Origin of the sequence: Streptomyces luteoverticillatus, assembly GCF_003970715.1 — a bacterium.
Classification (GTDB): Bacteria; Actinomycetota; Actinomycetes; order Streptomycetales; family Streptomycetaceae; genus Streptomyces; species Streptomyces abikoensis.
In genome coordinates this window covers 2,060,078-2,084,703 of sequence record NZ_CP034587.1, presented here as the reverse complement: position 1 = coordinate 2,084,703, position 24,626 = coordinate 2,060,078, and the positions used below count along the sequence as shown (strand labels likewise).

Sequence of the window (24,626 nt, the reverse complement as noted above, 5' to 3'; positions counted from 1 at the left end):
TGCCGTCAGGTCTTGCGGCGGAACTTCGACACCGCCAGCGGCGCGGTCACCAGCGTGATCGCCGCCGCCCAGGCCAGCGTCATCCACACCGAGTGGGCCACCGGACCGCCGTTGATCAGGTTGCGGGCGGCGTCGGCGAGGTTGGAGAGCGGGTTGTACTTGGTGAAGCCCTCCAGCCAGCCGGGCATCTTCGTCGTGGGGGCGAAGATGGAGCTGCCGAACTGCAGGGGCATGAGCACGAGCATGGCGACCCCCTGGACGGCCTGGGCCGTCTTCATGGTCAGACCCAGCAGGATGAAGATCCACATCAGTGAGGCGCCGAAGGCCATGGCGAGCGCCACGGCCGCCAGCAGGTGGAGCACCGAGGTGTGGACGGTCAGGCCGAGGGCGAAGCCCATCGCCAGCAGGATCGAGGTCGCGACGAGCATCCGGCCGGCCTCGACGACGATCTTCGCGATGAGGACGGAGGACCGGGCTATCGGCATCGTGCGGAAGCGGTCCATCACCCCCTTCTTGAAGTCGTCGTTGACGCCCGTGCCGACCGCCATGGCGATGTTCATGCCCATCATCGCCATCAGGCCCGGCACCAGGTAGTTCACGTACTCCTGCTCGTGGCCCTTGCCGGCGATGTTGCCGCCGAAGACATAGGTGAACAGCAGGATGAAGATGACCGGCATCAGGACGGCGTCGAACATCGACTCCGGGTCCGCCTTGATCTGCAGCATGTTGCGGCGCGCGAGCGCGCTGATGTGCCGCAGGTTGGCGCGCGGGCCGATCCGGCCGTCGTGGGTGGGCGCCGCCACGGGCGCGTCGATCGTCGCCGCGCTCATGCCGCGACCTCCTGGGGTGCGTCGGTGCGGATGGTGTCGTCGCCGCCGGTGGCGTCCGTGGGCTCGGCCCCGGTGGACGCCTTCTTGCCCGTCACCGCCAGGAACACCTCGTCCAGGCTGGGCAGATGGGTGCTGATCCCCGAGATGGCGAAGCCGCGCTCGCCCAGCAGCCCGACCACGGCGGTCAGCTGCTCGTCGCTGACGATCGGGACGTTGACCACGCCCTCCGCCTCGTCGGCGGTCGCGCCGGCGATCCCCGCCAGGCCGGCCAGCTCCACCGCCTCGGCCATCCGCGCCAGCTCGGCGCGGTCGGCCGGGCGTATCTGCAGGGTGCGGCCGCCGACCTTGGCCTTGAGCTCGTCGACCCGGCCGCCCGCGATCACTCGGCCCCGGTCGACGACCGTCAGCTCGTCGGCGAGCTGCTCGGCCTCCTCCATGTACTGGGTGGTGAGCAGGACGGTCGCGCCCTCGGCCACCATCCGCTGGACCTCGGTCCACACCTCGTTCCGCGTGCGCGGGTCGAGACCGGTGGTGGGCTCGTCCAGATAGAGGACCGACGGCTGCCCGATCATGGAGGCGGCCAGGTCGAGCCGGCGGCGCATACCGCCCGAGTACTGCATGGCGGGGCGCTTGGCGGCCTCCGTCAGCGAGAAGCGCTCCAGCATCTCCCCGGCCCGGCGGCGGGCGTCCTTGCGGGAGAGATCGAGCAGCCGCCCGATCATGTAGAGGTTCTCCACGCCGGAGAGCTTCTCGTCGACCGAGGCGTACTGGCCGGTCAGCCCGATGACCCGGCGCAGCTGCCGGGGCTGGGTCAGCACGTCGTACCCGGCGACCCGGGCGCTGCCGGCGTCCGGCCGGAGCAGCGTGGACAGGCATCTGACGAGCGTGGTCTTGCCGGCGCCGTTGGGGCCGAGGACACCGAGGACGGTGCCCTCGCGTACGTCCAGATCGACCCCGTCGAGAGCCTTGGTGGCACCGAAGTGCTTGACCAGGCCCCGCACTTCCACCGCGTTGCCGCCGCGGCGGGGGATGTCGTTTCGCGTCATGCCCACCAAGGTGCCAGGGGGCACTGACATCGGGCCGACAGCCTGTGGACGACGTCGGCGGCCCACCGACAGATCGCCGACAGGCCGCCTGTACCTCCTAGTGGACCTGGCGGGGCATCTCCTTAGTGGCTCCTTAGTGGAAGGAGTGCTCCTCCGCCGGGTACGCCCCGCCGACGACGTCCTCGGCGAACGCCTTCGCCGCGTCGCCGAGCGCCTCGCGGAGCTTCGCGTACTGCTTGACGAAGCGCGGCAGGCGGCCGGGCGTCATGCCGGCCATGTCCGTCCACACCAGGACCTGCGCGTCGCACTCCACGCCCGCGCCGATGCCGACCGTGGGGATGTGGAGGATGCGGGTGACCTCGGCGGCGAGCTCCGCCGGGACGAGCTCCAGGACGACCGCGAAGGCGCCCGCGTCCTGGACGGCCTTGGCGTCGCGCAGCAGCTGCTGGGCCGCCTCCTCGCCGCGGCCCTGGACCGGGTAGCCGCCATAGGCGTTGACGGACTGCGGGGTGAGGCCGATGTGGGCCATCACCGGGATGCCGGCCTGGACCAGCAGCTCGATCTGGTGGGCCGAGCGCTCGCCGCCCTCCAGCTTGACCGCGCCGACCCCGGCCTCCTTCACCAGCCGGGTGGCGCTGCGCAGCGCCTGGACCGGGCCCTCCTGGAACGAGCCGAAGGGCAGGTCGCCGACGATGAGGGCGCGCTTGGTGCCGCGTACGACGGCCGCCGACAGCAGGGTCATCTCGTCCATGGTGACGGGCACCGTGGACTCGTAGCCGAGGTGACAGTTGCCCATGGAGTCGCCGACGAGCATGACGGGTATGCCGGCCTCGTCGAAGACGGAGGCGGTCATCGCGTCGTAGGCGGTGAGCATGGGCCACTTCTCGCCGCGCTCCTTGGCGGCGGCGATGTCACGGACGGTGATGCGCCGGGAACTCGTACCGCCGTACAGCGCCTTATTGCTCTTCTGGCTGCTGTCGGGGGTCTTCAAGGCATGCGTCATTGCCGTGGCTCCTGTGTTCGTCGTCTCGAGGCGCCCTGACGGCGTCCCCGGATCACCTCCATGCTGACACGCGCCTCCCGGGGACGGTAGTGACCCCCCGGGAAACTTCTTGTACGACACATGCGGTGTGTTCCACCCCGCTCACGAGCGTAAAGACAGCGGCGTAAAGACTGCTCAATACGGAACGGGTCCGTCTCGAAATAACCGTAGGGTGAGCGCATGGCAACCCCCGGGGCCGCGCCGCCCCCCTCCCGCCGGGTCCCCGAGGCCGTCCACCGCAGACGCTGGGCGATCCTCGCCGTGCTGCTGCTCAGCCTGCTCATGGTCGTCCTGGGCAACTCCGTCCTCAACGTGGCGATGAAGACGATCGCCGCGCCCGCCCCCACCGGCCTTGGCGCCACCCAGAGCGAGCTGGAGTGGGCCATCAACGCCTACACGCTCGTCTTCGCCGGGATACTGTTCACGGCCGGCCTGCTGGGCGACCGGCTGGGCCGCAAGAAGGTCCTGCTCTTCGGCATGGTGGTGTTCGGCCTCGGCTCCGCCCTCGCCTCCATGGCGGGCTCGCCCGGCGAGCTGATCGCCTACCGGGCGGTGATGGGCTTCGGTGGCGCGTTCGTGATGCCCGCCACCCTCGCGATCATCATGAACGTCTTCGAGCGCGAGGAGCAGCCCAAGGCCATCGGCATCTGGGCGGGCGCGGTCGGGCTGGCCATCGCCATGGGGCCGATCGCCGGCGGCCTGCTGCTGAGCCGCTTCTGGTGGGGCTCGGTCTTCCTGATCAACATCCCGATCGTGGCGGTCGCCCTCGTCGCGATGACGATCCTCGTCCCCGACTCCAAGGACCCTCGCCCGGGCCGGCTCGACCCGCTCGGCGTGCTGCTGTCGGTCGTCGGGCTCGTCCTGCTGGTCTACGGCATCATCACGGGCGGCCGGCTCGCCGACTTCACCGTGCCCGAGGTCTACGGCACGGCGGCCGCCGGGCTGCTCGTACTGACCCTGTTCGTGCTGCACGAGCGGCGCAGCGAGCACCCCGCCCTCGACGTGCGCTACTTCCGCAATCCGGCCTTCTCCGCCGCGGTGACCTCGCTGGCGCTGGTCTTCTTCGCCTTGATGGGCGTCACGTTCCTCATGGTGTTCTACCTGCAGAGCGCCCGCGGCTACAGCCCGCTGCACAGCGGGCTGCTGATGCTGCCGCTGGCCGCCGCCCAGATGGTCTTCGCACCGCGCGCCCGGCTGGCCGTCGCCCGCTTCGGGGCCCGGGCGGTGTGCACCGGCGGCATGGTGACGGTAGCGATCACCATGGCGGGCTACGTCCTGCTGGACCGGGACGGGCCGGTCTGGCTGATGGAGGTGCTCTTCTTCTGCCAGGGCACCGCGATGGCCCACATCAGCCCGCCCGCCACCGTCTCGATCATGCAGTCGCTGCCCCGGGAGAAGGCCGGTTCCGGCTCCGCCGTGAACAACACGTTCCGGCAGCTCGGCGCCGCGCTCGGGGTGGCCGTCCTCGGCTCGCTCCTCTCCGCCGTCTACCGCTCGGGCATCCGCGACCGGCTCGACGCCGTACCCGGCCTGAGCGCGGACGCCCGGCACGCGGCGGGCGAGTCCATCGAGGCCACGCTGACCGCCGCCCGGCGGCTCGGCCCGGCCGGGCACGAGCTCGTCGGCCCGGCCCGCGACGCGTTCGTCCACGCCATGCACGTCACCGTCCTCGGCGCGAGCGCCGTCGCCCTGCTGGGCGCGCTCGTCGCCGCGCTCTTCCTGCCCGCCGGCCGGCCCGGCCGCCCCGGAGGGGGCGCGGCACCGCCGGGCGCGGCGGAGAAGACCGAAGAGGCGGAAGAGGGCGCGGGGGCGGGCCAGTGAGCGGCGCGTCCGTGAGCGGCGGGCCGGTGAGCGGGGGGCCAGTGAGTGGCGTGCCCGTCCCGGCGGAGCGGCGCGGGCGGCCGCGCAGCGCGGCCGTCGACCGGGCCGTCATCGAGACCGTGCTGCGGCTCCTCGAGGACGGCGTGACGGTCGCCGAGCTGTCCATGGAGCGGATAGCCCGCGAGGCGGGCGTCGGCAAGGCCACCGTCTACCGGCGCTGGGCGGGCAAGGAGGCGCTGATGCTCGACGTGCTGCGCTCCCTCGACGACAGCGCCCCCGAGCTCGCCGGGGGCCCGGCCCGCGACGACCTCGTCGCCCTGCTGGAGTTCCTGCGCCGGCGCGGCCTGGCCAAACGCTCCTCGGCCGTGCTGCGGACGGCCGTCGCGCAGGTCCGCGCCCACCCCCGGCTCTGGCAGGAGTACCACGACACGGTCGTCGCGGCCCGGCGCCGCGCCTTCCACGAGGTGCTGCGGCGCGGCATGGCGGCGGGGGAGATCCGGGCCGACCTCGACGTCGACCTCCTCACCGACCTCTTCGTCAGCCCCATGCTCTCCCGCGCGATCCTCCACGACTGGCAGGAGCTGCCGGAGGGGCTGGCCGAGCAGATCGTCGACGCGGTCCTGGAGGGTGTGCGCGCCAGCCCGGCGGACGGCCCAGGTGACTCGCCCGGGTCGTCCGGCCCCGCCGTTCCGGGCCGGAAGTCCTGATTCCGGGGGGTTCCGGGTGGCCTGGGACGTCCTCATGTGCCCGTTCTGTCACAGCATCCCGCGCCGGGCCCGCATCGCGGAACCCGGTGGGACCGGACGGTCGTCCTCCCACCCGACGCCCCGGCCAGGAGCGTTCCGGTCAGCCCCGCGTGCCATGATCACCTATCGTCCGGTACCGGGGGCGAGCAGCGATGGAGCAGTGAGGACAGCCGATGCCGCAGGCGCACATGGAGGAGACGGGCCTTGAGGGAGCGGGCCCCGCGCGGACCGATTCCGGGGCCCCGGCGCTCCAGAGCCGGCTGGACCGCTGGCGCCGCCAGTGGCAGGGCCCCGGCATCTGGCGGCGCGGCGTCGTGCTCGCCGTTCTCGCTGGCCTGCTGGGCCTGCTGATGCTGATCCACGCAGACCTGCCGAACAAGGTCGGCAACCTCGGCAGCCTCACCGAGACGTTCCTGCCGTGGCTGGGCCTGTTCGTCCCGGTGCTGCTGGCCCTGGCGCTGTGGCGCCGCTCGGCCACCGCCCTGATCGCCCTGCTGCTGCCCGCCGTCGCCTGGGTCAACCTCTTCGGCGGGTTGCTGACCGACAAGTCCGGCAAGGGCGGCAACTTCACCGTCGCCACCCACAACGTCAACGCCCAGAACCCCGACCCCGCCCGCACCGCCCGGGCCGTCGCCGCCTCCGGCGCCGACGTCGTGGCCCTGGAGGAGCTCAGCGACGCCTCGCGCTACGAGAAGGCGATGGCGGGCACGTACAAGTACCACTCCGTGCAGGGCACGGTCGGCGTGTGGAGCAAGTACCCGCTGACGGACGCCGGGCCGGTCGACATCAAGATGGGCTGGACCCGCGCGCTGCGCGCCACCGTCCAGACGCCGCAGGGCCCGGTGGCCGTCTACGTCGCCCACCTGCCCTCGGTGCGGGTCAAGTTCAACGCCGGCTTCACCGCCGGGCAGCGCGACAACAGCGCCCAGGCGCTCGGCCAGGCCATCGCCCACGAGCCGGTGAAGAAGGTCGTCCTCCTCGGCGACCTCAACGGCACCATGAACGACCGCTCCCTCGCCCCCGTCACCTCCCAGCTCCGCTCGGCCCAGGGCGCGGCCGGCGACGGCTTCGGCTTCAGCTGGCCCGCGAGCTTCCCGATGGCCCGCATCGACCAGATCATGGTGCGCGGCATGGACCCGGTCTCCGCGTGGACCCTGCCCGCGACGCCCAGCGACCACCTGCCGGTGGCGGCCCGCGTCAAGGTCTGAGGCACGGACGCACGCGGGCCCTTACCCTCCTGGGTAAGGGCCCGTGGTCGTACCCCGTAGGCTGGAAGGCTGCTCTACACCCTTCGCCCCCTTCCGCCCTCCGAAAGGCCTCTCATGCCCCTGGCGCTGCTGGCGCTCGCCGTCTCCGCCTTCGGCATCGGAACGACCGAGTTCGTGATGATGGGCCTGCTGCCCAACGTCGCGGACGACCTCGGCACCTCCGTCCCCACCGCCGGCTACCTGGTCTCCGCCTACGCCCTCGGCGTCGTCTTCGGCGCCCCCCTGCTCACCGCCCTCGGCGCGCGGATCCCGCGCAAGCGGATGCTGATCCTGCTCATGGCGGTCTTCACGGTCGGCAACCTCGCCTCGGCCCTGGCCCCCAACTTCGGGCTGCTCGTCGCGGGCCGCGTCCTGGCCGGACTGCCGCACGGCGCGTTCTTCGGCGTGGGCTCCGTGGTCGCCGCTCGTCTCGTCGGCGAGGGACGGCAGGCCCGGGCCGTCTCCATGATGTTCCTCGGCCTGACGGTCGCGAACATCGTCGGCGTCCCGGCCGCCACCCTCCTCGGGCAGCACCTGGGATGGCGCGCGACGTTCCTCGTCGTGGCCGCGATCGGCCTCGTGGCGATGGCCGCCCTCGCCCGGCTGATCCCCGAGCTGCCGCCCGAGCAGGGCGGGGGACTGGGCAAGGAGCTGCGCGCCCTGGGCGGCCGTCAGGTGCTGCTGGGCCTGCTGACCACGGTCTTCGGCTTCGCGGGCGTCTTCGCCGTCTACAGCTACCTGTCCGCGATGGCGGTGGAGGTCACCGGCTTCTCCGAAACCTCGGTCACGTTCGTGCTGGCACTCTTCGGCACCGGCATGACCCTGGGCGTCCTCGCGGCCGGCCCCCTCACCGACCGCGCCCCGCGCCCCACGCTCTACGGAGCCCTGGCCGGCCTCGCGGCGGTCCTCGTCGTCTTCGACTTCACCGTGCACGTGAAGTGGGCCGCGCCGGTGACGGTCGTCCTGCTCGGCGCCGCCGGTTCCCTGACCAGCACACCCCTGCAGATGCTCATCATGAACAAGGCCAAGGCCGCCCCCACCCTGGCCGCCGCCTCCAACCACTCGGCCTTCAACCTCGCCAACGCGGGCGGCGCGTGGCTCGGCGGCGTCGCCATCGCGGCGGGCTGGGGCTGGACCTCGCCGACGCTCGTGGGCGCGGCCCTGGCCGTGGTGGGCCTGGCGATCGCGGTCCTCGCGGGCTCCCTGGACCGGGGCGAGGGCTCGCGCGTGGTCGCGGGGGCACACTTGGAGCATGTGCCGCAGCATCAAGACGCTCAGACCGCCGGCCACACCCGAGCCCACTGAGGCCGACGTCCGCGCCGCCGCCCTCCAGTACGTCCGCAAGATCTCCGGCTTCCGGGCCCCCGCCGCCCACAACCGGGCAGTCTTCGACGAGGCCGTGGACGCGGTGGCGGAAGCGACGGAACGGCTGCTGGCCGGGCTGGTCGTGCGGGGGGCGAAGTGACCGCCCGGCCCCGGGCGGTCGTCACATCCGGGGCAGCTCTCCGCGCTCCAGGTACCGCGGGTGTGCCTGCCCTCTGGCGGTGATCGCCTGCTTCACCCGGCGCGCCAGCCGGGGGATCAGCAGCTCGTCGAGCGCGTCCGCCGGATGGAACTCCGAGGCCAGCAGCTCGTCGGACGCGAGCTTGATCGCGCCCACCTCGCCCGGCCGGAGCTCCCCGCCGTCGAAGACGTAAAGGACCTTGTCCCCCTCGGCCTCGCTCGGGGCCCAGTCCACGACAAGGAGTGAGCCGATGACCGGGGAGATGCCCAGCTCCTCCCGGACCTCCCGCCGGCAGGCGGCCAGAGGTGACTCACCTGCCTCGATGTAGCCCCCGGGGATCTCCCACTTGGGCTTGTACGAGGGGCGCACCAACAGCACGTGCCCTCGATCGTTGAAGAACAGCGCACCTGCCGCCATCCGAGGGCGGGCCATACGCAGTTCGTGATCGGTCTCGATCTCGGTCATGGGGCGAGCGTACGGAACCCGTCCTCGTTGATCAGCGCGGTGTGTGACACCCGACGCGACGTAGCCAGGGGAGGGCGACGATGCGTGGCATGACCGACCACCTCACGTTCGGCCGGCGCGTGAGCCTCTACCGAGAACGGCGGATGCTGTCCCAGCGGGAGCTCGGTGAGCTGGTCAACCGGACGGAAGACTGGGTCTACCGGGTGGAGTCCGACCGCATCCCGGTGAACAGCGTCAGGATACTGACGGACCTTGCCGACGCGTTGCGCGTCCACTTGGAAGATCTTCAGGGCTCTCCCACCCTGCTCGACGATCAGGATGATCACAAGGGCAGCGTTCCCGCGATCCGGGCTGCTCTCATGCAGTCCCGCCGACTGTCCGGTGACCTGTTCGACCGGCGGGAGGTGCCCCACCTCGCACGGGTCATGGCCGAGGTCGATCGCGCATGGGAGCTCTATCAGGCGTCGCGGTACGCCCGGCTCGGCGAAGTGCTGCCCGGCCTGCTCGCCGACGCGCGCCTCGCGGTGCACAGCAACGCCCGGGGCCCGCGGAACGCGGCGGCGCTGAGGCAGTTCGCCCTGGCCCTGCACGTGGCCGCGGTGTACCTGCGGAAGCTCGGTGAGACGAACCTCGCGTGGACCGCCATCGACCAGGGGGACATGGTGGCGAGTGAGCTCGGGGACCCCGGTGTGACACTGGCGCTGCGCCGCGGCGTCGCGCACGTGCAGCTGGGCGCCGGTCTTGCTCAGGAAGCGGCCGGAGTCACGCTGAACGCGGCCCAGGACCTCGTCGAGGGCTGGTGGAAGTCGTCGCCCGTCGCCCTGTCCCTCTACGGCACTCTGTTCCTCAACGGCGCGGTAGCGGCCGCCCGCATGCGGGACGACGGCCTGACGGACGAGATGCTGGACAAAGCACAGGCCGCCGCCGATCGGCTGGGCGGCAACCGGAACGAGATGTGGACCGCATTCGGTCCGGCCAATGTCCGGATTCACCAGCTGGCCACCGCACTGGAGACCGAGGACATCGCCACGGCGCTGGCGATGGTTTCGCGGCCGGATATGTGTCGGCTCGGGAGCGGCCTTCCCGTCGAACGACAAGCGCGGCTGCTCCTGGACATGGCGCGAACGTACGGTGAGGCGCGTCGGCCGGAGGAATCCGTGGACCATCTGAAGCGCGCCTTCAAGAAGGCGCCCGAGCAGATTCGCGCTCATGAGTTCGCGCGCGACCTCGCCCGGCGCCTGGCCAAGCAGACCCGTCAACGGGACGTCCACGAGCTCGCGGTCAGAATCGGAGCGGTGAGGTAGGAGGACCCGGAAATTTTTTCCGGGTCCTCGGTGGTGTGGGGCCCTACCGTCGCGGGCGTCACTCACTCGTGCTCCTGAAGGACGGTCGAGCCCATGAGCAGTGCTGCTGCGCTGAGCAGCTGCGGTATCGAGACACGGCGCGTACGACGCTGGGCGATACGTCCGCGTTCTGTCGGCCTGGCCCGTGATGAGCTGCGTGTGGCTCTGGTGGAGTGGGAGCTGACGGGGATCGAAGACTCGGCGGTGCTGATCCTTTCGGAGCTGGTCACGAACGCGGTCAGGCACGCCCGGGTGCCGGGCGGTCACTTCGACACCTCGTTCTGCCGGAGTACAGGCGGTGTGAGGCTCGCCGTGGACGACGCCGACGAACGCCACCCCGAGGCGCGTCCTCAGAGCGAAGCGGGCGGGCGTGGACTGGCGCTGATCGAGGCGCTCTCGGACCGCTGGGGCGTGAGAACCCGGCGAGGTGTCGGGAAGTCCGTCTGGGCCGTGGTCACGGTGCCGGGCGGGAGGTGGCTCTGATGCGTCTGCTGGCCTACATGCTGCGGCATGGCGACCTCATGGACCACGGCCGGGACCGGCGGGAAGTGTCAGAGATCCGCCGACGCGGTCACGACGTCATCGTTGTGTTCAAGGAAGGCGAGCCGGTGAGAGTCGGCCGTGAGGACTCGGTGACGGTGCGGCGCGGCTGGTCGTATGGGGACGGCCGTTGATGGCAGATCCCCGGACGGGCCGGCCACGCGGCCGGCCCGTCCGGGGGTTGATCAGGTCCTGCGGGTTCGATCAGGCCTCGCGCCAGCCGTTGGTGATGGGGAGGCGGCGGTCCTTGCCGAAGCCCTTCGGGGAGATCTTCGTGCCCGGCGGGTACTGGCGGCGCTTGTACTCCGCCGTGTCGACCAGGCGCAGGATCCGGGTGACGAGCTCGGGGTCGAAGCCCGCCGCGACGATGTCGGCGCGGCCCCGGTCGCGGTCGACGTAGAGCTCCAGGATGCGGTCGAGGACGTCGTAGTCCGGGAGCGAGTCCGTGTCCACCTGGCCGGGGCGCAGCTCGGCGCTCGGGGGCTTGGTGATGGAGTTCTCCGGGATCGGCGGGGTCTCGCCGCGCTCGGCGGCCGCCTGGTTGCGCCAGTTGGCGAGGCGGAAGATGCCCGTCTTGTAGACGTCCTTGATCGGGCCGTACGCGCCGACCGAGTCGCCGTAGAGCGTGGAGTAGCCGCAGGCCAGCTCGGACTTGTTGCCCGGGGCCAGGACGATGTGGCCCTCCTGGTTGGAGATCGCCATCAGCATCGTGCCGCGCAGCCGGGACTGGAGGTTCTCCTCGGCGAGGCCGGTCAGGCCGAGCGAGCCCATGTACGCGTCGAACATCGGGGCGATCGGCACGGTCCGGAAGTGGAGGCCCGTCCGGCGGGCGAGCTCCTCGGCGTCGGCGATCGAGTGCTCGGAGGAGTAGCGGGAGGGCATGGCCACGCCGTACACGTTGTCCGCGCCGACCGCGTCGCAGGCGATCGCGGCGACCAGCGCCGAGTCGATGCCGCCGGACAGGCCGATGAGGACGCTCCGGAAGCCGTTCTTCTCCGCGTACGCCCGCAGGCCCGCGACCAGCGCCGTGTAGACCTCCTCGTCGTCGCCCAGGTGGGGGGCGAGACCGCCGGTGAACTCCGGCTCGTAGGCGGGGAGCGGGTCGGCGGAGATCGTCACGTGCTCGACGCGCAGGCCGTCGTCGACGACGCCGGAGGGGACGGTCGCCGGGGCGGCCGGCAGGTCCAGGTCGAGGACGAGGCAGGTCTCCTCGAACTGCGGGGCGCGGGCGATGACCTCGCCGTCGCGGCCGACGACGATCGAGTCGCCGTCGAAGACCAGCTCGTCCTGGCCGCCGGTCGTCGCGAGGTAGGCGGTGACGCAGCCGGCCTCCTGGGCGCGCTTGCGCACCAGCTCCAGGCGGGTGTCGTCCTTCTCGCGCTCGTAGGGGGAGGCGTTGATGGAGAGCAGCAGCCCGGCCCCGGCGGAGCGCGCGGCGGGCACGCGGCCGCCCTCCTGCCAGAGGTCCTCGCAGATGGCCAGCGCCACGTCCACGCCGTGGACGCGCAGCACCGGCATCGTCTCGCCGGGCACGAAGTAGCGGAACTCGTCGAAGACGCCGTAGTTCGGCAGGTGGTGCTTGGCGTAGGTCAGCACGGCCTCGCCCCGGTGCAGCACGGCACCGGCGTTGCGCGGGGCTCCGGCGGGGCGGCCCAGGCGCGGGCGGGCCTCCTCGCTGCGGTCCAGGTAGCCGACGATCACGGGCAGCTCGCCCAGGCCCTCGGCCTGGAGGCGGGCGGCCAGCGCGCGCAGCGCGTCACGGCTGGCCGTGACGAAGGAGGAGCGCAGGGCGAGGTCCTCGACGGGGTACCCCGTCAGCGCCATCTCGGGAAACGCCACCAGGTGGGCGCCCTGCTCGGCGGAGCGCCGGGTCCAGTGGACGATCCGCTCGGCGTTCCCGGCGATGTCGCCGACGCGGGAGTCGATCTGGTTCAGGGCGAGACGAAGTTGAGCCACGCGCCTCAGTGTAATCGTCTGACTGACGCGATGTGGTGTGAGGGCGGCCACGGCGACTCGGGAGAGAAGCGTACCGATCTGGCCACGGAATGTGATCTTGTGACAAGCTGCGCGATCTGCCCATGGGGTGTCCTGCCGTGGGTTGGATGATGTTTTGTCAGCATTAATCCCTAGGAGACCCGTTGAGCACGCAGCCGCCGCCCGGCCCTTATCAGGGTGGTTACCCGCAACAGCAGCCCTATGGCGGCCAGCAGCCGCCGCAGTACGGCGGTCAGCAGCCTTATGGGGAGCAGCAGCAGCCTTATGGCGCGCAGCAGCCGCCCTACGGCGGCCAGCAGGCGTACGGCGGTCAGTCGCCCTACGGCGAGCAGCCGCCCTATGGCGGCCAGCCGCAGCCTTACGGCAGTCAGCCGCAGCCCTACGGCGGTCAGCCGCAGCCCTACGGTCAGCAGTCCTCCGGCTACGGCTACCCGCCCGCTGCCCAGCCCCCGGCCCCCTACGGGCAGCCGCAGGGCTCGGCCCACTTCGGCCTGGCGATGAAGCGCCGCAACGTCTTCGGCGTCTGGCTGGGCCTGCCGATCATCACCTTCGGGATCTATCTCCTGGTCTGGTACTACAAGATCCACAAGGAGATGGCGGAGTTCGACAGCCGCCGCAAGATCAGCCCGGGTGGCAGCCTGCTCACCATCATGTTCGGCGGCATCCTGATCGTTCCGCCGTTCGTGTCCATCTACAACACCGGCAAGCGCATCGCCGACGCCCAGCGCGCGGCTGGTCTCCAGCCCAGCTGCAGCGGTGGTCTCGGCCTGCTGCTCATCTTCCTCTTCGGTCTGTGGCCGCTGTACTACCAGGGCGAGCTCAACAAGATCGTCGACCACTACCAGGGGACCGCGCCCGGCATCCAGGTACCGCTCGCGGTCTGAGTCCGACCGAGGGGAGGGCCCGGTGCGGGCCCTCCCCTTTTTCCTGCCCTACGCGCGGTAGCCGAGGACCGTCATCATCCCCGACTCCGCGTGGTAGACGTTGTGGCAGTGGATCATCCACAGTCCCGGGTTGTCCGCGTCGAAGTCGACCTCCAGCCGCTTGCCCGGCAGCACGATGGCCGTGTCCTTGCGTGCCCCGCCGCCCGGCAGCGCGAACGTGTGCCCGTGCAGATGCATGGGGTGCCACATCGTGGTGGCGTTGACGAAGGCGATCCGCACCCGCTCGCCCGCCGCCACCGGCTGGCGGTACGAGGGCGAGTACGTCCGCCCGTTGATCGCCCAGTCGTACTTCGCCATCGAACCCGTCAGCTTCAGCGTGATCGTGCGGTCCGGCCGGCGCTCCTTGAGCGCGACCCCGCCGTCGGCCTTCAGCCGGTCCGCCGTCAGCGGGGCGCTCTCCAGCTCCCGGGGGCGTACGTCCGCCCCGGGCGCCGAACCGCCGCCCGTCCGCAGCAGGGCCAGCGCGGTGCGCTTCTTGCCCTCGGCCAGCGCGGTCAGCGGGAAGACGCCGTCCTTCACCTCCACCAGGACGTCGTAGCGCTCTCCCATACCGAGCAGGAGCGCGTCCGTCTGTATGTGCTCGACGGGGAAACCATCCGTATGGGTGACGGTCATCCGGTGATCACCGAGGGCGACGCGGAAGGCGGTGTCACCGCCCGCGTTGATCAACCGGATCCGGACCCGGTCGCCGGGCTTCGCGGTGAAGGTCTCCGGATTCTCCGGCGTCCGCCCGTTGACCAGGTAGTACGGGTAGGCGACATCGCCGGCGTCACCGCCGAGGACGTCACTGGTGGCACCCATCAGCATCCGGGGCGGGCCGGTGGGGGAGGGGGACGAGGCCCGTTCGGCGGACGTCATCGACATGTGCGACATGTCGTGGCCCCCGCCGTGGCTCATACCGCCTGAGCCATTGCTGCCCCCGCCGTGGTCCATGCCGCCCATCTCCATGCCCTTGGCGAGCTCCGCGAGCACCGCGTCCGGAGTGCTGCCGTCGACCCCGTCGACCCAGTCGTCGAGCACGACGACCCACTCCTTGTCGTACTTCAGCGGCTCCTTCGGGTCCTCCACGATCAGCGGCGCGTACAGCCCCCGGTCCTGCTGGGTGCCGGAGTGCGGGTGCAGCCAGTACGTGCCCGGGTGGGTGACCGCGAAGCGGTAGTCGTGCGACGCCCCCGCCGCGATCGGGCGCTGCGTCAGCCCCGGGACGCCGTCCATGTCGTTGCGCAGCGCCAGCCCGTGCCAGTGCACGGACGTGGGGACGGGCAGGTGGTTGGCGAGGGTGAGCGCGAGGGTGTCACCGGCCGTGACGCGGACCTCCCGGCCGGGCAGCGTGTCGCCGTAGGCCCAGCTCGCGACCGTACGGCCGCCCCCCAGGTCCAGCCGCGCGGGCGTCGCGGTGAGCCGCACCTGACGGACCGGCCCCGTGCCGCGCCGGGCCTCGGCGGCCGCCACCTCGCGGCCGTCGGGGGAGACGAATCCGCCGGGGGTGGCGGAGGGGGAGGGGCCGTCGCCGGTGCCCTTCGAGCAGGCGGCCAGCAGTCCGCTTCCGGCAGCGGCGATCCCCGCGCCGAGCACGGCGCGGCGGGTGGTTTTGCGCATGGGAGTGCACCTCTGTGGTGTCGGTGGTGTGCGTGATGACGAGCGCGTGCGCTGCCGCCGACGAGGCGGGCAGCGGAACGCGCGCCCCTATACGCGCAGCACCGACAACCGGGCGAGGGTCTTCTGTCGTGGCGGGGGCGGGACCGGCCACAGCGCGCGCGAGAACCACGCGCGGGCGGCCACCGGGCCCGTACCGGGCCGGTCGCGGAAGAAGCGGAGGAAGGTGGCCAGGGCGAGGGAGAGCAGGAAGGCCGTGGCCGACCCCGTGCCGAGCACGGCGAGGCACACCGACAGCGGATCCATGCCGCCGTGACCGCCGCCGTGGGGGGTGGACGCTGCCGGAACGGAAGCGCGGCTCTCCGGGGCGGCTTTCGGGGCGGGCGCGGTCCCGTGCGCACCCGGCATGGCCTGGTCGACCGGCGCCATCGCGTGCCCGCCGGGCGCCATCGCGTGCGTCCCCGCCTCGACCGCCGGTCCGTGGTCACGCGGGTGCCCGAGTGTGTGCATCGTCACGATGCCGAGCAGCAGCGCGGCGAACAGCAGCAGCCGGCCGCACCACGCGGCGACCCTCCGCCGTCCGTGCATCGCCCGCCTCCACAAGCCCGTTGACCTCCGCGCACCCTACCCCTCCGGGGTATCCGCCCTCCAGGCGGGCGGCGGAGCGAGCCGAGGGCGCGATGTGCGAACGACAGCTTGAAGGCCCGATTATGGGACGAAACCGCTTGATGCACGGCCCGAAGGACGCTCTCCCCAACATGACCATCACGGAACAGGTCCGGGACGAACGTCCCCAAACGGCTGCCCCCGCCACCGGAGCCGCGGAAGCCACCGGATCCGGCGCCACCCGTACGCAGTTCATCTCGTGGGCGACGCTCGCGATGATGACCACGGCCTCCGTGGCCAACCTCCGCCCGGCCCCCTCCATGGCCCTCTACGGCCTCGCCGCCGTCTTCCTCTACCTCCTCCCCGCCGTCGTCTTCCTGCTGCCGACCGCCCTGGTCTCGGCCGAGCTGGCCTCCGGCTGGACCGGCGGCATCCACCGGTGGGTGACCGAGGGCCTGGGCAAGCGGCTCGGATTCCTCGCGGTCTGGTGCCAGTTCGCGATGACCATCGCGTACTACCCCAGCCTGCTGGCCTACGTGGCGAGCACCTTCGCGTACGTCATCGACCCGTCCCTCGCGAACAACGGCCTCTACGTCGCGCTCGTCATCGTCGTCGTGTACTGGGCCGGGGTACTGATCTCCGCGCGCGGCACGAAGGCCGTGGCCGGGCTCTCCAGCGTGGGGCTGGTCGTCGGCACGCTGATCCCGGGCGTCGTGCTCGTCCTCCTCGGCATGGTCTTCCTCGCCCAGGGCAACCCGTCGGCCGCGCCCATGGACGGCGGCCACGTCCTGCCGCCGTGGACCGGGCTCGCCAGCCTCGTGCTGATCGTCGGCAACTTCCTGTCGTACGCGGGCATGGAGATGAACGCCGTGCACGTCGCCTCGCTGCGCGAGCCCGGCAAGGAGTACCCGCGCTCGGTCTTCGCCGCCACCGGACTCGTTCTGCTGATCTTCATCCTGCCCGCGCTGGCCATCAGCTGGGTGATGCCGGGCAAGGACCTGAGCCTGACGGCCGGTGTGATGCAGGCCTTCCAGGGCTTCTTCGACCACTTCCACGTGGGCTGGCTGACCAAGGTCGTCGGCGTCCTGCTCGTCGCCGCGGCGCTCGGCGGCATGCTCACCTGGCTGGCCGGGCCCTCGCAGGGCCTGCTGATGGTCGCCCGTCAGGAGGGCTATCTGCCGCCCGCCCTGCAGAAGCTCAACAAGAACGGCGTCCCGCGCAACATCATGGTCGCCCAGGGCGCCCTGACCACGCTGATCGCCCTGCTCTACGCCTTCATCCCCGACGTCTCCAGCGCGTACTGGATCTTCTCGGTGGTCACGACGCAGATCTACCTCGTCGTCTACCTGCTGATGTTCGCCGCCGCCCTCCGGCTGCGCCGCACCCGCCCCGACCAGCCGCGCGGCTTCAAGGTCCCGGCGCTGGGCCTCGTCGCGGGCGTGGGCTTCGCCGCCTCCGTGGGGGCCATGTTCATCGGCTTCGTGCCGCCGGAGCAGTTCGGCGGCCAGCCGCTGTGGCGCTATCTGCTCATCGTCGGCGGCGGGCTGCTGACGCTCGGCTTCCTCGTGCCGCTGGCCTTCCTCGCCCTCCGCAAGCCGCACTGGGTGACGGCCGGGCGACAGGAGGCCACCCCCGTCGAGTAGCTTGTCCGTGCTCTCCGAAGCGGGCCGCCGACGACCGCCGGCCCGCGGGGACGGACCGAGGGGGACTCGATGAGCGCTACGGGCGGCGACACGCACGGCACGGAACGGCCACCGGGACGGCCGCCGGGCCGGATGCTGCGGGTCGGCGGCGTGACCCTGCACGTGCTGCGTGAAGGGACGGGGCCCGTGTGCGTCCTCAGCGCCGGGCTCGGCATGGGCTGGTTCGACTGGGAGCCGGTCGTCCCCCTGCTCACCCCGCACCGCACGGTCGTCCGCTTCGACCGCCCCGGGCTCGGCTTCAGCGCGGCGCCGCTGGAACCCCCCACCGTCGCCGCCGAGGCCGCCCGGATGGCGGGCGTCCTCGACGCGCTCGGGCTGCCGGGCCCGGCCACGGTCGTCGGCCACTCCCTGGCCGGCTTCCACGCCGAGGCCTACGCCCGGATGTACCCGGAGCGCACGGCCGGGCTCGTCCTCGTCGACGCCAGCGTGGTGCCGGACGCCCGGCCCGTGCCCGCCCGCGAACTGCGCACCGCCGCCGCCCGGGTGCGCGGCCGGGCCCTCGCCGCCGCCGGACTGCCGCGCGCCCTCGGACCGGCCCTGCGCCGCCTCGCCGTCCGCGCCGCCTCCGTCACCCGCCACGACCCCGCCCCCGAGGACGTGGTGCGCCGGACGTACGGCACCGCGCGCGTGGCGCGCGCCATCGTCATGGAGAACGCCCGCTACCGCGACGTCGCCGCCGAACTCGAGGACCTCCGCGCCCACCACGGGCTGCCGCCCGTCCCCGTCACCGTCCTCGCCGCCTCCCCGGGCACCGGCTCCGCCGAGGAACGCCGCTGGCTGGAACGCCAGCGCGCCCTCGCCGACCGCCTCGACGCCCGCTTCGAGGCCGTGGCCCCGGCCGGCCACCTGCTGATGTACGACCGCCCCCAGGCCATCGCGGCAGCCGTGCTGGCGACCCCGTTCATACGGGCCTGAGGGGGCCTACGGGCCCGTTCGGCTCAGCGCACCCAGTCCTTGAGGGGCTCGGTGTCCAGCTCGATGCCGACCGGGTCGGGGAGGGCCAGCGGCTTGCCGAAGGGGACGGTCCGGGTCTGCTCGTAGCGGACGCCGTCGGGGTCGCTGTACACGACGGCCTCGCAGGTGTCCCGGTCGATCAGCAGATACACCGGGATCCCGGCCTCGGCATAGGCGCGGGGCTTCTCTGCCCGGTCGCGCCGGTCGGTGTCCGAGTCGTAGGAGGTGACCTCCACGACCATGAGCACGCCCTCGACGGAGGCCCACTCACCCTGGCCGACGAAGGCGTCGCTGGGCGCGAGAGTGCCGTCCGGGCGGGCATTCCCCTTGCGGTAGGCGGGGAGCTTCAGCCCCTGCTCGTGCAGGAACAGCTCCGGACGGGCCTGGATGCAGATACGCAACAGCCACTGGATGATGCGGCCGTGGTCGCCGTCCGGCACGGGCTTGACCCCCAGCTTCCCGTTGATGAACTCCAGGCGCACGCCTTCCACGGCGCGCGCGGCCAGGCGCGCGAACTCCTCGAACTCCTCGGGCAGCATCTGCGGCCGGTCGGAAATCGCGGTCATCAGGCGTCCTCCCTCGCTCCGTCTCGGACGATAGCGGACTACGTGCCGGTATGCGATCAGCAGCACTTTTCATATGGGCATAAGTACGATGCACTCGGGAAGCCGAAGGGGAAGCGGCGTCGTCCGGAAACCCACAGGTAACCCGGGGACGTGATACTCAAGGTCCAGCCCGTGCCGCACCCGGTGAAACGAGCCGTCTGACCTGCAAGGATAGGTTGCCATGGATAAGCAGCAGGAGTTCGTGCTCCGCACGCTCGAAGAGCGCGACATCCGGTTCGTCCGGCTGTGGTTCACCGATGTCCTCGGCTATCTGAAGTCCGTGGCCGTGGCCCCCGCCGAGCTCGAGCAGGCCTTCGATGAAGGCATCGGCTTCGACGGCTCGGCGATCGAGGGCTTCGCGCGGGTGTATGAATCGGACATGATCGCCAAGCCGGATCCGGGCACGTTCCAGATCCTGCCGTGGCGCGCCGAGGCCCCCGGCACCGCCCGGATGTTCTGCGACATCCTGATGCCGGACGGCTCCCCGTCGTACGCCGACCCGCGCTACGTCCTCAAGCGCATCCTGGCCAAGACCTCCGACCTCGGGTTCACCTTCTACACCCACCCCGAGATCGAGTTCTTCCTGCTCAAGGACAAGCCCGTCGACGGCACCCGCCCCGTGCCCGCCGACTCCTCCGGCTACTTCGACCACACCCCCACCGGCGTCGGCATGGACTTCCGCCGCCAGGCCATCACGATGCTCGAATCCATGGGCATCTCGGTCGAGTTCAGCCACCACGAGGGCGCCCCCGGCCAGCAGGAGATCGACCTGCGCTACGCCGACGCGCTCTCCACCGCCGACAACATCATGACCTTCCGCATCGTGATGAAGCAGGTGGCGCTGGAGCAGGGCGTCCACGCGACGTTCATGCCCAAGCCGTTCTCGGACTTCCCGGGCTCCGGCATGCACACCCACCTCTCCCTCTTCGAGGGCGACCGCAACGCCTTCCACGAGTCGGGCGCCGAGTACCAGCTGTCCAAGGTCGGCAAGTCCTTCATCGCCGGACTGCTCCGGCACGCGGGCGAGATCTCCGCCGTCACCAACCAGTGGGTGAACTCCTACAAGCGGATCTGGGGCGGCTCCCAGCGCACCGCCGGCGCCGGCGGCGAGGCCCCCTCGTACATCTGCTGGGGCCACAACAACCGCTCCGCGCTCATCCGCGTGCCCATGTACAAGCCCGGCAAGACCGGCTCCACCCGGGTCGAGGTCCGCTCCATCGACTCCGGCGCCAACCCCTACCTGACCTACGCCGTCCTCCTCGCGGCGGGTCTCAAGGGCATCGAGGAGGGGTACGAACTCCCCGCGGGCGCCGATGACGACGTGTGGGCGCTGTCCGACGCCGAGCGCCGGGCCATGGGGATCGAGCCGCTGCCGCAGAACCTCGGCGAGGCCATCGAGCTGATGGAACGCAGCGAACTGGTCGCCGAGACCCTGGGCGAGCACGTCTTCGACTTCTTCCTGCGCAACAAGAAGCAGGAATGGGAGGAGTACCGGTCGGAAGTGACCGCGTTCGAGCTGCGCAAGATGCTGCCGGTGCTCTGACCCCGGCCGGATCGAGAACCACTTCAAGGATCACCTCAAGACCCACCCTCAAGGACCACCAGCGAGAGGGCCAGCGATGACCGTGCCCGACGGGCGGCGGAGCAGTACCTACAGCCGGCTGCTGCGCTGCGGGTTCACCGCCGTGGCCGACGCCGAGCGGCTCCTGGGGACCCCCGCGCTGGGGCCCCTGGGCACCGGCCCGGTGCTGCTCGACGCCCTCGGCGCCACGGCCGACCCCGACCTCGCGCTGCGCGGGCTCGTCCGGCTCGCCGAATCCCTCGCCGCCCGGGACGACGCCGACCGGCAGGCCCTCCTCGACACCCTCGCCGCCGCCAAGCCGCTGCGCGACCGGCTGCTGGGCGTCCTCGGCACGTCCGAGGCGCTCGGCGACCACCTCGCCCGGCACCCCGGCGACTGGCACGCCCTCGACAGCTTCGAGGCCACCGACCTCCACCCCGCCGTCCCCGAGTTCGAATGGGCCCTCGCCGACGGCGCCCGCCGCGGCCGCGAGGCCGGGCTGTCACCCGCCGACGCCCTCCGCGCCGCCTACCGGCGCGCCCTCCTCGGCATAGCGGCCCGCGACGTCAGCGGCAGCACCGACGTCGCCGAGGCCGCCGCCGAACTCGCCGACCTGGCCACCGCCACCCTCCGCGCCGCCCTCGCGATCGCCACCGAGGAACAGCCGGCCGACGCCGCCGCCTGCCGGCTCGCCGTCATCGGCATGGGCAAGTGCGGCGGGCGCGAGCTCAACTACGTCTCCGACGTCGACGTCATCTTCGTCGCCGAGGCCCGCGACGGCACCGCCGAGGCCGACGCCCTGCGCTCCGCCACCCGCCTCGCCTCCCGGATGATGCGGATCTGCTCCGACGTCACCGCCGAGGGCACCATCTGGACCGTCGACGCCAACCTCCGTCCCGAGGGCCGCAACGGCCCCCTGGTGCGCACCCTGTCCAGCCACCTCGCCTACTACCAGCGCTGGGCCAAGACCTGGGAGTTCCAGGCCCTCCTCAAGGCCCGGCCCGTCGCCGGCGACCTCGTCCTCGGCCAGGACTACGTCGACACCCTCTCCCCCCTCGTCTGGCAGGCCGCCGAGCGCGACAACTTCGTCACCGACGTCCAGGAGATGCGCCGCCGCGTCGTCGACTCCATCCCCGCCGCCCAGGTCGACCGCGAGATCAAACTCGGCCCCGGCGGCCTGCGGGACGTCGAATTCGCCGTCCAGCTCCTCCAGTTGGTACACGGACGCAGCGACGCCACCCTGCGCTCCGGATCCACCCTCGACGCGCTCGCCGCCCTCGCCACCGGCGGCTACGTGGGCCGCGCCGACGCCAGACTCATGGGCGACGCCTACCGCTTCCTGCGCACCATGGAACACCGCATCCAGCTCCACCGGCTGCGCCGCACCCACCTCGTGCCCGACCGCGAGGACGACCTCCGCCGCCTGGGCCGCTCCCTGGCCCGTACGTACGAGTGGGCCCCCGGCAAGGAACCGGTCGCCGAATTCGGCAGACAGTGGAAGCTCCACGCCCGCGAGGTCCGCCGGCTCCACGAGAAACTCTTCTACCGGCCACTCCTCGACGCCGTCGCCCAGCTCGAACCCGGCGAGATCCGGCTCAGCCCCAAGGCCGCCGGCCAGCGCCTGGCCGCCCTCGGCTACGCCGACCCCGCCGCCGCCCTCCGCCACCTCGAGGCCCTCGCCTCCGGCGTCACCCGCAAGGCCGCCATCCAGCGGACCCTGCTGCCCGTGCTCCTGGGCTGGTTCGCCGACTCCGCCGACCCCGACGCCGGGCTGCTCAACTTCCACAAGGTCTCCGACGCCCTCGGCAGAACCCCCTGGTACCTGCGGCTGCTGCGCGACGAGGGCGCCGCCGCCGAGAACCTCGCCCGCGTCCTGTCCGCCGGCCGGCTCGCCCCCGACCTGCTGCTGCGCGCCCCCGAGGCCGTCGCCCTCCTCGGCGACTCCGGCGGCCTGCGCCCACGCGGCCGCGAAGCCCTGGAACAGGAGGTCCTCGCCGCCGTGAACCGCGCCGAGGACGCCGAGGCGGCCATCGTCGCGGTGCGCGGCGTCCGCCGCCGCGAACTGTTCCGCACCGCGGCCGCCGACATCATCGGCGCCTACGGGCGCGTCGACGCCGCCGCCCGCGCCCACGCCTCCGGCCAGCACGGCACCGGCTCGCGTGGCGCCGCCGAGACCGCCGGGAACGACCACGCCGCCCGCGCCGGCATCGTCGGCGACGCCGTCTCCGACCTCAACGCCGCCGCCGTCGCCGGCGCCCTGCGCGCGGCCGTCCGGGGCGAGTGGGGCGACACCCTCCCCACCCGGTTCGCGGTCATCGGCATGGGCCGCTTCGGCGGCCACGAGCAGGGCTACGGCTCCGACGCGGACGTCCTGTTCGTCCACGAGCCGCGCGAGGGCGTCTCCGACGAGGACGCCGCCAAGGCCGCCTTCGCCGTCGCCGGCGAGATGCGCCGGCTGCTCCAGCTCCCCACCACCGACCCGCCGCTGCTTGTCGACGCCGACCTGCGCCCCGAGGGCAAGTCCGGGCCGATCGTCCGCACCCTCGCCTCCTACGCCGCCTACTACCGCCGCTGGTCGCTGGTGTGGGAGAGCCAGGCCCTGCTGCGCGCCGAGCCCGTCGCGGGCGACGCCGACCTGGGCCGGCGGTTCATCGAGTTGATCGACCCGTTGCGCTACCCACCCGAGGGCCTCGGCGAGGACGCCGTCCGCGAGATCCGCCGCCTCAAGGCCCGCATGGAGTCCGAACGGCTCCCGCGCGGCGCCGACCCCACCACCCACACCAAGCTGGGGCGCGGCGGCCTGTCGGACGTCGAATGGACCGTCCAGCTGCTCCAGATGCGGCACGGCCACTCCGAGCCCGGCCTGCGCACCACCCGCACCCGCGACGCCCTCGCCGCCGCGTGCGCCGCCCGGCTGCTCACCGCCGAGGAGGCCCGCATCCTCGACGAGGCGTGGGTGCTCGCGACGAGCGTCCGCAACGCGGTGATGCTGGTGCGCGGCCGCCCCGGCGACACGTTCCCGGGCGAGGCCCGTGAACTGGCCGCGGTGGGCCGGTACCTGGGGTACCCGGCGGGGCACGGCGGGGAGATGCTGGACGACTACCGGCGGACGACGCGCCGGGCGCGTGCGGTGGTGGAGGACCTGTTCTACGGGGGGTAGGCGTTGCCACCGGACGCGTGGTTCACCTGCGGGCCGGTGGCCGCTACTTCCTGGTGGCCCGCCAGTACCGGTCCATGGCCTCACGGAAGGCGGTGTGCGACGGGTTCCGCTCGACGTGCGCGGCCGCCCAGCCGCGGGCTCCTTCGAAGCCGAACCGAAGACCCGAGTCCTTCGGCTTGAAGGGTGCGCGCTTCTTGCGGCACTCGTCGCCGGGGCGCACGTCTCCGCCGTCCACGAGGGTCTGTCCGGCGGATCAATGCCTGCGGCTGGTGAGCCGGGCAGTGATCCGCAAGCACGCTGCTGGGAACAGGGCGTCAGGATATGGAGAATTTGGCGACGTACTCGTCGAAGGGCTCGATGCCTACTTCTGCCCGGAGTTCGTTCATGCGCTCGGGCTCTTCACAGGGCCACGGAATCGGTGCCCCGTCCTTCACGCCGGCGATCTGAGTGCCGTAGACCTGCTTGCGACCCTCGTTGACCAGCGTGCGGTCGCGCAGGAAGGCCAGTTCGCGGGGGCTGGCCGAGCCCGCCGACACCGCCTGCCGCATCAGGCGGAGGGCGCGCCGCTGAACGTCGAGCTGCCGGTCGGCGTGCTGGGCGATCAGCCATGCTGCGCGTGAGGCTTCCTCGCCGACCAGTTCTGCCGTCGGCCAGCCGTACTCGTCCATGATCTCGCCCAGTCGGTCGCCGTGCCGGGCGGTCAGGCGCCGCCATGCCAGTTGCTCGGCGGGGTCGTCGCTGTTCGCGCGGACTGCGGACTGGTGATCGGCCGTGGCCATTTCCGCGAGCTCCACGGTCAGCGCGGCAACGTCGTGCGCCACTTTCAACTCCCAGATCAGATCAGTGGTTGTGCCTGTTGCCCGCAAGCCTAAAGGTGCAAATCAGGCGTAAAGATCATTCCGGAGAACGGTGACAGGT

The 24,626-nt window shown here is 71.9% G+C and carries 22 protein-coding genes and 1 pseudogene; 13 read left to right on the top strand and 10 right to left on the bottom strand.

Features of this window, described 5'->3' with window-relative positions:
* Nucleotides 1–5: 5 nt before the first annotated feature.
* The 3 genes and pseudogenes from EKH77_RS08825 to panB all read right to left on the bottom strand — a co-directional run bounded on the left by EKH77_RS08825 (nt 6) and on the right by panB (nt 2,879).
* Nucleotides 6–830, bottom strand: a complete 825-nt coding sequence (locus EKH77_RS08825) for an ABC transporter permease (RefSeq protein ID WP_126913859.1) — start codon at nt 828–830, stop codon at nt 6–8.
* Nucleotides 827–1,777 (bottom strand): annotated as a pseudogene (locus EKH77_RS08820) (ATP-binding cassette domain-containing protein); the annotation flags it as partial. The pseudogene EKH77_RS08820 and the gene EKH77_RS08825, both read right to left, overlap by 4 nt.
* A 232-nt stretch (nt 1,778–2,009) precedes the next feature.
* Nucleotides 2,010–2,879 (bottom strand): 3-methyl-2-oxobutanoate hydroxymethyltransferase, encoded by an 870-nt coding sequence (gene panB, locus EKH77_RS08815; protein WP_126913857.1) that lies wholly within the window; start codon nt 2,877–2,879, stop codon nt 2,010–2,012.
* 219 nt (nt 2,880–3,098) lie between these two features.
* Here panB and EKH77_RS08810 point away from each other — a divergent pair, with 219 nt between their 5' ends.
* The 5 genes from EKH77_RS08810 (at nt 3,099) to EKH77_RS08790 (ending at nt 8,197) form a co-directional block, all read left to right on the top strand.
* Complete coding sequence (locus EKH77_RS08810) at nt 3,099–4,739, top strand: MFS transporter (protein ID WP_126913856.1); 1,641 nt, start codon at nt 3,099–3,101, stop codon at nt 4,737–4,739.
* Nucleotides 4,740–4,780: 41 nt separating this feature from the next.
* Nucleotides 4,781–5,446 (top strand): TetR/AcrR family transcriptional regulator C-terminal ligand-binding domain-containing protein, encoded by a 666-nt coding sequence (locus tag EKH77_RS08805; RefSeq protein WP_240667281.1) that lies wholly within the window; start codon nt 4,781–4,783, stop codon nt 5,444–5,446.
* A gap of 212 nt (nt 5,447–5,658) precedes the next feature.
* On the top strand, nt 5,659–6,693 hold the full coding sequence (locus EKH77_RS08800; protein WP_126913855.1) for an endonuclease/exonuclease/phosphatase family protein: 1,035 nt from the start codon (nt 5,659–5,661) through the stop codon (nt 6,691–6,693).
* A 114-nt stretch (nt 6,694–6,807) separates the two neighbouring features.
* Complete coding sequence (locus EKH77_RS08795; protein ID WP_126913854.1) at nt 6,808–8,037, top strand: MFS transporter; 1,230 nt, start codon at nt 6,808–6,810, stop codon at nt 8,035–8,037.
* Nucleotides 7,985–8,197 carry a DUF2277 domain-containing protein gene (locus tag EKH77_RS08790; RefSeq protein WP_126913853.1) on the top strand — a complete coding sequence of 71 codons (213 nt, stop codon included), beginning with the start codon at nt 7,985–7,987 and terminating at the stop codon, nt 8,195–8,197. Before EKH77_RS08795 ends, EKH77_RS08790 begins: the two co-directional genes overlap by 53 nt.
* Before the next feature lie 21 nt (nt 8,198–8,218).
* Here EKH77_RS08790 and EKH77_RS08785 read toward each other — a convergent pair whose 3' ends face one another.
* Complete coding sequence (locus EKH77_RS08785; RefSeq protein WP_240667280.1) at nt 8,219–8,701, bottom strand: NUDIX domain-containing protein; 483 nt, start codon at nt 8,699–8,701, stop codon at nt 8,219–8,221.
* Nucleotides 8,702–8,790: 89 nt separating this feature from the next.
* Here EKH77_RS08785 and EKH77_RS08780 point away from each other — a divergent pair, with 89 nt between their 5' ends.
* The 3 genes from EKH77_RS08780 to EKH77_RS08770 all read left to right on the top strand — a co-directional run bounded on the left by EKH77_RS08780 (nt 8,791) and on the right by EKH77_RS08770 (nt 10,718).
* Nucleotides 8,791–10,005: a helix-turn-helix domain-containing protein gene (locus EKH77_RS08780; protein WP_206279830.1), complete on the top strand. Its 1,215-nt coding sequence runs from the start codon at nt 8,791–8,793 to the stop codon at nt 10,003–10,005.
* Between the two features lie 93 nt (nt 10,006–10,098).
* Nucleotides 10,099–10,527 carry an ATP-binding protein gene (locus EKH77_RS08775; protein WP_126913851.1) on the top strand — a complete coding sequence of 143 codons (429 nt, stop codon included), beginning with the start codon at nt 10,099–10,101 and terminating at the stop codon, nt 10,525–10,527.
* Entirely contained in the window at nt 10,527–10,718 is a 192-nt protein-coding gene (locus EKH77_RS08770; protein WP_126913850.1) for a hypothetical protein, read from the top strand. Before EKH77_RS08775 ends, EKH77_RS08770 begins: the two co-directional genes overlap by 1 nt.
* A 70-nt stretch (nt 10,719–10,788) precedes the next feature.
* Here EKH77_RS08770 and EKH77_RS08765 read toward each other — a convergent pair whose 3' ends face one another.
* The gene (locus tag EKH77_RS08765; protein WP_126913849.1) at nt 10,789–12,540 is read right to left on the bottom strand and encodes an NAD+ synthase; all 1,752 of its coding nucleotides are present in this window, start codon (nt 12,538–12,540) and stop codon (nt 10,789–10,791) included.
* A 182-nt stretch (nt 12,541–12,722) separates the two neighbouring features.
* Here EKH77_RS08765 and EKH77_RS33710 point away from each other — a divergent pair, with 182 nt between their 5' ends.
* Nucleotides 12,723–13,463 carry a DUF4234 domain-containing protein gene (locus tag EKH77_RS33710; protein ID WP_240667278.1) on the top strand — a complete coding sequence of 247 codons (741 nt, stop codon included), beginning with the start codon at nt 12,723–12,725 and terminating at the stop codon, nt 13,461–13,463.
* Nucleotides 13,464–13,511: 48 nt separating this feature from the next.
* Here EKH77_RS33710 and EKH77_RS08750 read toward each other — a convergent pair whose 3' ends face one another.
* Nucleotides 13,512–15,122, bottom strand: a complete 1,611-nt coding sequence (locus tag EKH77_RS08750) for a multicopper oxidase family protein (protein WP_126913846.1) — start codon at nt 15,120–15,122, stop codon at nt 13,512–13,514.
* Between the two features lie 87 nt (nt 15,123–15,209).
* The gene (locus tag EKH77_RS08745) at nt 15,210–15,707 is read right to left on the bottom strand and encodes a hypothetical protein (protein ID WP_126913845.1); all 498 of its coding nucleotides are present in this window, start codon (nt 15,705–15,707) and stop codon (nt 15,210–15,212) included.
* Nucleotides 15,708–15,877: 170 nt separating this feature from the next.
* On the opposite strand from EKH77_RS08745, the gene EKH77_RS08740 reads away from it, so the two are divergent.
* Nucleotides 15,878–17,368: an APC family permease gene (locus tag EKH77_RS08740; RefSeq protein WP_126913844.1), complete on the top strand. Its 1,491-nt coding sequence runs from the start codon at nt 15,878–15,880 to the stop codon at nt 17,366–17,368.
* Between the two features lie 69 nt (nt 17,369–17,437).
* A complete protein-coding gene (locus EKH77_RS08735; protein WP_206279829.1) occupies nt 17,438–18,343 on the top strand; it encodes an alpha/beta fold hydrolase in 906 nt (301 codons plus the stop codon).
* Between the two features lie 23 nt (nt 18,344–18,366).
* Here the strand turns inward: EKH77_RS08735 and EKH77_RS08730 are convergent, their stop codons facing one another.
* Entirely contained in the window at nt 18,367–18,948 is a 582-nt protein-coding gene (locus EKH77_RS08730) for a Uma2 family endonuclease (RefSeq protein WP_126913843.1), read from the bottom strand.
* Nucleotides 18,949–19,168: 220 nt separating this feature from the next.
* Between EKH77_RS08730 and glnA the strand changes: the two genes are divergently transcribed.
* Nucleotides 19,169–20,530 carry a type I glutamate--ammonia ligase gene (gene glnA, locus EKH77_RS08725; RefSeq protein WP_126913842.1) on the top strand — a complete coding sequence of 454 codons (1,362 nt, stop codon included), beginning with the start codon at nt 19,169–19,171 and terminating at the stop codon, nt 20,528–20,530.
* Between the two features lie 76 nt (nt 20,531–20,606).
* Nucleotides 20,607–23,708, top strand: coding sequence for a bifunctional [glutamine synthetase] adenylyltransferase/[glutamine synthetase]-adenylyl-L-tyrosine phosphorylase (locus EKH77_RS08720; protein ID WP_126913841.1), 3,102 nt, complete (start codon nt 20,607–20,609; stop codon nt 23,706–23,708).
* 43 nt (nt 23,709–23,751) lie between these two features.
* On the opposite strand, the gene EKH77_RS08715 is transcribed toward EKH77_RS08720, so the two are convergent.
* Complete coding sequence (locus EKH77_RS08715; RefSeq protein ID WP_126913840.1) at nt 23,752–23,943, bottom strand: hypothetical protein; 192 nt, start codon at nt 23,941–23,943, stop codon at nt 23,752–23,754.
* Nucleotides 23,944–24,022: 79 nt separating this feature from the next.
* Entirely contained in the window at nt 24,023–24,529 is a 507-nt protein-coding gene (locus EKH77_RS08710) for a DUF6624 domain-containing protein (RefSeq protein ID WP_126913839.1), read from the bottom strand.
* Nucleotides 24,530–24,626: the final 97 nt, after the last annotated feature.